General features: G+C 32.6%; 7 protein-coding genes and 1 pseudogene. 5 read left to right on the top strand and 3 right to left on the bottom strand.

Features of this window, described 5'->3' with window-relative positions:
- Both ACH2BP_RS05080 and ACH2BP_RS05075 read right to left on the bottom strand, forming a co-directional pair.
- Positions 1-304, bottom strand: a pseudogene (locus tag ACH2BP_RS05080) (glyceraldehyde-3-phosphate dehydrogenase); the annotation flags it as partial.
- Between the two features lie 321 nt (positions 305-625).
- A complete protein-coding gene (locus ACH2BP_RS05075; protein ID WP_395057647.1) occupies positions 626-2,014 on the bottom strand; it encodes a Do family serine endopeptidase in 1,389 nt (462 codons plus the stop codon).
- Between the two features lie 310 nt (positions 2,015-2,324).
- On the opposite strand from ACH2BP_RS05075, the gene dapF reads away from it, so the two are divergent.
- The 5 genes from dapF to ACH2BP_RS05050 all read left to right on the top strand — a co-directional run bounded on the left by dapF (position 2,325) and on the right by ACH2BP_RS05050 (position 6,439).
- Positions 2,325-3,101 (top strand): diaminopimelate epimerase, encoded by a 777-nt coding sequence (gene dapF, locus ACH2BP_RS05070; protein WP_395057645.1) that lies wholly within the window; start codon positions 2,325-2,327, stop codon positions 3,099-3,101.
- Between the two features lie 10 nt (positions 3,102-3,111).
- Positions 3,112-3,660 carry a GNAT family N-acetyltransferase gene (locus ACH2BP_RS05065; RefSeq protein WP_395057643.1) on the top strand — a complete coding sequence of 183 codons (549 nt, stop codon included), beginning with the start codon at positions 3,112-3,114 and terminating at the stop codon, positions 3,658-3,660.
- An 80-nt stretch (positions 3,661-3,740) separates the two neighbouring features.
- Positions 3,741-4,772 (top strand): endolytic transglycosylase MltG, encoded by a 1,032-nt coding sequence (gene mltG, locus ACH2BP_RS05060; protein WP_395057641.1) that lies wholly within the window; start codon positions 3,741-3,743, stop codon positions 4,770-4,772.
- Between the two features lie 2 nt (positions 4,773-4,774).
- Positions 4,775-5,689 carry a DUF2279 domain-containing protein gene (locus ACH2BP_RS05055; protein WP_395057639.1) on the top strand — a complete coding sequence of 305 codons (915 nt, stop codon included), beginning with the start codon at positions 4,775-4,777 and terminating at the stop codon, positions 5,687-5,689.
- Positions 5,690-5,797: 108 nt separating this feature from the next.
- Positions 5,798-6,439, top strand: a complete 642-nt coding sequence (locus tag ACH2BP_RS05050) for a peptidoglycan-binding protein LysM (protein ID WP_395057637.1) — start codon at positions 5,798-5,800, stop codon at positions 6,437-6,439.
- Here ACH2BP_RS05050 and ACH2BP_RS05045 read toward each other — a convergent pair.
- The gene (locus ACH2BP_RS05045) at positions 6,436-7,152 is read right to left on the bottom strand and encodes an SAM-dependent methyltransferase (protein WP_395057635.1); all 717 of its coding nucleotides are present in this window, start codon (positions 7,150-7,152) and stop codon (positions 6,436-6,438) included. The two genes, ACH2BP_RS05050 and ACH2BP_RS05045, sit on opposite strands and share 4 nt — an antisense overlap.
- Between the last annotated feature and the right edge of the window lie 5 nt (positions 7,153-7,157).

Below are 7,157 nucleotides of genomic sequence, written 5' to 3'. Positions count from 1 at the left end.
GGTGAAATTCGTAAGTTAATTTACCAATATCTAATTTTGATGGTGGTAAATCTAACGAAAGTATAGCTCTAGCAATTTCTACCGAATCAAATACTGATATTGGTTTTTCAACAAATTCTCCAGCATATTCGTGTAGGTTGATAATGTCGCTTACATTTCTGTCGATAAGTTGGTTTCTAAACAGGACCATTTCGATAGATTTGTCATACCACAAATCGCTAATTATTTTTATTAATTCTACTCCAGCTCTTCGTCTGTCTGCTTGAAAAGCTATTTCTTTTTCGTAAACCGTTGTGTTGTTCATTCGTTTAAGTAAAATAGTTATTATTTTTTGTGGTACAAAAGTATATATTTCAAACGTTTTCGTAAAGGATTTTTAGTATTATTTTTAGAGAGGAAAAACCATTTAAGCTATTTCACAAAGATTCACTAAGGTTACACAAAGACACGCCAAGAAAATTGAAAATAAAACTTTGTGACTCGACCGAAAGCTAACTGACGAAGTAATCTTTGTGTTTTTCTTTGAGAATCTTCGTGTAACAACTTTTAAATAAAAAACATCTTGGCTTATTAATCAAAAAAACCAGCCTGAAAAGACTGGTTAGTTAAAAAAAATTAAATTATTTTATAATAAAAACCTCAATATCTGACCGTTTATAGTAATTAATTCTATCTGTGAACGTTGGTTTTCTGGTTTTTTAGATAAAACTTTGGTTACCGTTTCAATATCAGTAGCTTTTACATTATCTATGCTTAAAATCACACCACCTTTCAGTTGTTCTGCGTAACCTGAGAGTTCTTCATTGGTGATATTTTCAATTTTTATACCATATTTAATATTGAATTTCTTCATATCAACATTATCAATATCCGCTAATTCTAAACCTTTCAAATCGTAATTGATGAGTTCTTTTTTAGTCAATTTAACAGGAACAGTTATGTTTTTTTCATCGCGAATAATTCCTACTTTAATTTCGTCATTTGGGCGTTTTGTATTAATGTAAGAAGTTAAATCGGAAAATGACATGATGCTTTTCTCATCTAATTTCTGAATAATATCTCCTTTTTTAAGTCCCGCTTTTTCTGCACCAGAATTTTTAGAAACCTTATTTATTAAAACACCTGTACTTTGTTTTATGCCTAATTCTTTCGAGGTAGCGCTGTTTAGTTCTCCCGCTTCAATTCCTAAAATACCACGTTGTACGTTTCCGTATTCCATCAAATCTTCCACTATTTTACGAGTTAAGTTAGACGGAACGGCAAATGAATAGCCTACATAAGAACCTGTTTGAGAAGAAATCATAGTATTTATTCCTATTAATTCACCACGAGTATTTACCAATGCACCACCGCTATTTCCTGGATTTACAGCAGCATCGGTTTGTATAAATGATTGAATTCCGTTGTTAGATAAATCTCTCGCCTTTGCAGAAACAATTCCGGCTGTAACGGTCGAAGTTAAATTATAAGGATTTCCAACTGCAAGAACCCATTCGCCAACTTTTAGATTGTCAGAATCGCCAAATGTAGTATAAGGTAATTTTTCGTCTGCATCTATTTTTAGTAAAGCAATATCCATTTTGCTATCAGTTCCTACGAGTTTTGCCTTGTATGTTTTGTTGTTGTTTAAAGTGATTTCGAGTTCTGTAGCATCTTTTACCACATGATTGTTGGTCACAATATATCCATCGGCACTAATAATTACACCCGAACCAGTTCCTACTTGTGTTTGCTGACCGCCACCACCACGAGAACCATAAAAGAATTCTAGCATAGGATTGCTCGGAATATTCGAAACAGAGACATTTTTTACATGCACCACCGTGTGAATCGTATTTTCGGCAGCAGTTGTAAAGTCGATATTTTCGGCAGTAAGTCCTACATTTTTGGCATAATTACTGCTCGCAATCGACAATTTAGAGGAATTTCCCTCTTCCATAAATAATTTGTAAGCACCCAGCGTTGTAGCTCCACTTAACAAAGACACAAAAAATAAACTCGCAAATTTTTTCATAGTTACTATTTTTATATTTTAAATTCTAAACGTAAATTTAGAAATTTGTTGTCATCAGAAAAACAGTTTAACGCTCGTTTAACAACTTTTAACTTAACATTAATATTTGTACTTTTGTAATGGTTTTAGTAGCATAACATTATAATCTTAGTAAGCATTTACCCGCTTTTCGTTGCAATTTTTTATACCTGACAGGTTTTTAAAACCTGTCAGGTATAAAAAGATTTCCACTTCAATCGGGGCTAAGATTCAAATTAGTCGTTCTAACAACCAAATAACCGATTAACCAAATCAACGAATAACCAATAAAATGAAACTCTACAAATACCAAGGAACAGGAAACGATTTTGTTATGATTGACAATCGTTTGCAAACATTCCCAAAAGAAAATACAGCACTTATCGAAAAACTTTGCGATAGAAGATTTGGTATTGGAGCCGACGGTTTGATTTTGTTAGAAAACGATGAATCGACCGATTTTAAGATGGTTTATTACAACTCGGATGGAAACCAAAGTTCTATGTGTGGCAATGGTGGACGATGTTTGGTCGCTTTTGCAAAAAAACTAAATATAATAAAAGACAAAGCAACATTTATTGCTGTCGACGGATTGCATCGTGCTTCAATCGATGAAAACGAAATCGTTTCCCTGCAAATGAAAAATGTAGAGGAAGTAACTATTCATGATCATTACGTTTTCTTAAACACAGGTTCACCACATCACGTTCAGTTTGTAGATGATTTAGCTGGTTTTGATGTCAAAAATGAAGGAGCAAAAATTCGCTACGGTGATTTATACGGAAAAGCAGGAAGTAATGTAAATTTTGTAGATCAAATTTCCGAAAATGAATTTTCAATAAGAACATACGAACGTGGTGTAGAAGACGAAACACTATCTTGTGGAACAGGAGCAACCGCAACCTCAATTGCTATGAAAGCTACCGGTAAAACAAATACTAACACTATTACTATAAATGTGCAAGGAGGGAAACTCGATGTTTCATTTGATGAAGAAAATGGAATTTTCACAAATGTTTTTTTAACAGGACCCGCAGAATTTGTTTTCATAACAGAATTAACTATCTAAATAATCTATTTTGATTACATTAAAAGGGAATAATATTTGTTTGCGAGCTTTAGAACCAGAAGATTTAAACTTCGTTTTTGGTGTAGAAAACAATGAAACTATTTGGGAAGTTAGTAATACACAAACTCCTTATTCTCGGTTCTTAATCAAACAATATCTCGAAAATGCCCATCAGGATATCTACGAAGCAAAGCAATTGCGATTGGCTATTTGCAAAAATAGTGATTCAAAACCTTTAGGATTAATAGATTTATTCGATTTTGATCCTAAAAATAATCGAGCTGGAATAGGAATCGTTATCGAAAATAAAGAAAACAGAAATCAAGGAATAGGAAAAGAAGCCTTGTCGCTTTTAGTAAATTATGCATTTAGGAAGTTAAATTTACATCAATTATACGCAAATATTGGAAGCAATAATGAAGCTAGTTTAAAGCTTTTTACTACATTTGGTTTTCAAAAAATTGGCACCAAAAAAGATTGGACTTTTCACGAAGGAAAATACTTTGATGAAGAATTATTTCAGTTAATAAATAAAGGAGCTGAGGTTCTGAATCGTTAAGTTAAAAAAAATTTATTTTTTTTAAACAAAGTACAAAACCTTAGTACCTCAGAGCCTTAGTGCCTCAGAACCTTAAAAAAATGAACAAAAAGAAAATTGCCCTTATCGTTACATTAATCTTAGTTGCTTCGGTTGCTATTTACGGTTATATCAATATATTTTCAAACAATACAAAGTTTGATAAAAACGAATTGTATGTCTTTATACCAACTGGATCAACATATGAAGATGTGCTTAAAATTGTCGAACCAAATGTAAAAAACATTAATAAATTCAAATTTGTTGCTGAAAAACGTTCTTATAATGAAAATGTTTTCCCAGGAAGATTTTTATTCAAAAAAGGGATGAGCAGTTTTCAGATGATTACTGCACTTCGTCATAACGAACCATTAAAATTGGCTTTTAACAATCAAGAGAGTTTAGAAAAATTAGTTTCTCGCCTTTCATCGCAAATGGAAGTAGATAGCACAACGCTGATAAATAGTTTGCGAGATACCGTTTTTATGAAGAAAAATGGTTTTAACAATGAAACTATTCTAGGTATGTTTATTCCAAATACATATGAAGTAAAATGGAATATTTCGGCAGAAAAGTTCCGTAAAAAGATGGCAAAAGAATATACTATTTTTTGGAGTACTGATAGATTAGCAAAAGCAAAAGCACTAGGAATGACATCTCAACAAGTCATCACATTGGCATCAATCGTTCATAAAGAAACCGTAAAAATTGACGAGCGTCCTCGTGTTGCGGGAGTATATCTTAACCGATTAAAAACCGAAACACCATTACAAGCAGATCCCACAGTAATATTTGCAGTCAAAAAAGAATCTGGTGATTTCGATCAAGTAATAAAAAGAGTTCGTGGTGATATGCTACATTCATCTTCTCCTTATAATACTTATGTACATACAGGATTGCCTCCAGGACCAATCGCCATGCCTGACATTTCGGCTATCGATGCTGTGCTAAATGCCGAAAAGCACGATTATATCTTTTTCTGTGCGAGTGTAACACGTTTTGGTTATCATGATTTTGCAAAAACTTATGAAGAACACCAAGTGTATGCAAAAAAATATGCAGAATGGGTGACTAAATTAGGTATCGAAAAATAATTTTGAAATTATATCGCTACATATATTTAAGTTTACTCTTTCTTTCAATTCCAATTTTTGCTCAAAACAGTATTGATAATTTCTTAAAACCCTCAGATTCTTTAATTATTGCAAGAAGAAACGCCGTTCTAATTACAGAAGCTGTTGCCATTTCTGGAGCTTTAGTTGGTTTGAATGAATTATGGTACAAAGGCTATCCGAAATCTAAATTTCATTTTATAAATGACAATAAAGAATGGCTTCAAATGGATAAATTGGGACATATCTATTCTGCCTATCATATAGGAAATGCCGGTGCAGACTTATTGAAATGGAGCGGCGCTACAAAAAAACAACAATTGGTTTATGGGTCAACAGTGGGTTTTGTGTTTTTAACAGCTGTTGAGGTTCTTGACGGATATTCCCAAAAATGGGGTGCTTCATCTGGAGATATTATTGCAAATGCTACAGGTACAACTTTGTATGTTTCGCAAGAATTACTATGGAAAGAGCAACGAATTGTTCCTAAATTCTCTTTTCACACCACATCATATGCTTCCATGCGACCAGATGCGTTGGGAAAATCACTAAACGAACAAATATTAAAAGATTATAACGGACAAACGTATTGGTTGTCTGCCAATGTACATTCGTTTTTTCCGAGATCTAAAATACCAAAATGGGTCAATGTAGCTGTTGGTTACGGAGCAGGAGGAATGGTTACAGGATATAAAGACGTTTCTGACGTAAATAGTAGTTTTGAAGACAAAAGATACCGTCAGTTTTACTTAAGTTTAGATGCGGATTTAACAAAAATTAACACAAAATCACATTTTTTGAGGACAGTTTTTTCGATTTTTAATATTATAAAAATCCCCGCACCAAGTGTCGAATTAACATCTAACGGAGTTGTTAACTTTCATTGTTTATATTTTTAACAAAATTTAACATATTATATTTCAGTAAGTTAGCTTTCGGTTGTAATTTTGTCCTGTAGAAATTTTCTAACAATGATGGTTTTACCTAGTTAGAAAGAAAAACAAATTATGACAAAAAAACAAATATTTTACATCGGAATATTTGCCTCAATTACAATTTTAAGTTCTGGTTTTAAACCATTTTATTCTGAATTTTTTCCTTGGTTTAATATCTTTGAAAAAGAAGAAATTTTTTATACCGTACCTACCGAAACAGAACTTAATCAAACTTTTTTTAACATCCCATTTACCGGAAAAACCTTTGTAGGATTTCAGCAGAGTTTAGCAGCTCGTGAATCTCAAGGTAAATATTATAAAGTAAACACGTTGGGATATTTAGGAAAATATCAGTTTGGTTCAGAAACTTTACGAATTTTAGGAATTAGAGATACAATTTCTTTCCTAAGAAGTCGAAAATTACAGGAAAAAGCTTTTTTGGCCAATTTATCTAGAAACAAATGGGAACTTCGTAAAGAAATTACCAAATATTCCGGGAAAATAATAAACGGAATAGAAATTACCGAGTCTGGAATTTTAGCATCAGCACATCTTGGTGGTCCAGGATCTGTAAAAAGATTTTTGAAAACTAACGGCCGCAGAAAATGTAAAGATAGCTACGGTACTTCAATAAAAGAGTACATGAAAGATTTTGCAGGATACGACACAAGTTGTATAGAGGCCAGCGAAAAAGCCAAAGCAAGACATTATTAATACGTTTTGTGTATAATAAAAATACAAGGTCGGTTGTGTAAATCGACCTTTTGTTTTTTCCATGAATTCACCGTCATAGTTTTGATGTATTCAGTTGGTAAAGTAATATCGCAAGCAATACACAAAAGTGTATTGGGTTGTAATGTTTGCAAAATATCTTCTAATAATTTATTGTTTCGGTAAGGTGTTTCAATAAACAATTGGGACTGATTTTTATCGAAAGATAATTTCTCTAAACTTTTTATTGCTTGTTTTTTTTCGGATTTATCAATTGGTAAATAACCATTAAAAGTAAAGCTCTGACCATTCATTCCGGACGCCATAAGTGCTAACAATATGGATGATGGACCAACTAAAGGAACAACTTGGATGCCTTTTTCGTGAGCAATCTTTACGATAACAGCGCCAGGATCTGCAACGCCAGGACAGCCAGCTTCGCTCATCAAACCTACATTATGTCCTTCTAACAAAGGTTTAATAAAATCTAGATGTTCTTTACTGTCCGTATGTTTGTTTAATAAATAAAGTTTTAGTTCGGATTGTTTTTTTTCAGCATGAACTATTTTTATAGATTTTCTTGCGGTTTTCTCGTTTTCTACAATATAATAATCTATAAAATCGATAGCTCTCTTGATAGTTTGAGGTAAAACATCGTCAGCATTCATTTCGCCAAGAGTGGTTGGAATAAGGTATAGTTTTCCTAGAATATTCATCTTAG

The sequence above is a fragment of the Flavobacterium sp. genome (assembly GCF_043756175.1).
GTDB lineage: Bacteria > Bacteroidota > Bacteroidia > Flavobacteriales > Flavobacteriaceae > Flavobacterium.
This window is presented reverse-complemented; position numbering and strand designations above follow the sequence as displayed.